This window comes from Pantoea sp. LS15, from assembly GCF_012241585.1.
GTDB lineage: Bacteria > Pseudomonadota > Gammaproteobacteria > Enterobacterales > Enterobacteriaceae > Enterobacter.
Genome location: NZ_JAAVXA010000002.1, coordinates 1 through 358 on the forward strand (window position 1 = coordinate 1; position 358 = coordinate 358).

General features: G+C 52.2%; 1 rRNA gene. It reads left to right on the plus strand.

Going from position 1 to position 358, the window contains the following annotated elements:
• Positions 1-297 (plus strand): 23S ribosomal RNA (locus HED65_RS03470); the annotation flags it as partial.
• Between the last annotated feature and the right edge of the window lie 61 nt (positions 298-358).

A 358-nucleotide genomic window follows, 5' to 3' on the forward strand; every position in this document is an offset into this window, starting at 1 on the left:
GTCCCTATCTGCCGTGGGCGCTGGAGAATTGAGGGGGGCTGCTCCTAGTACGAGAGGACCGGAGTGGACGCATCACTGGTGTTCGGGTTGTCATGCCAATGGCACTGCCCGGTAGCTAAATGCGGAAAAGATAAGTGCTGAAAGCATCTAAGCACGAAACTTGCCCCGAGATGAGTTCTCCCTGACCCTTTAAGGGTCCTGAAGGAACGTTGAAGACGACGACGTTGATAGGTCGGGTGTGTAAGCGCAGCGATGCGTTGAGCTAACCGATACTAATGAACCGTGAGGCTTAACCTTACAACGCCGAAGCTGTTTCGGCGAAGAGACAGAACAATCAAATTTCAGCCTGATACAGATT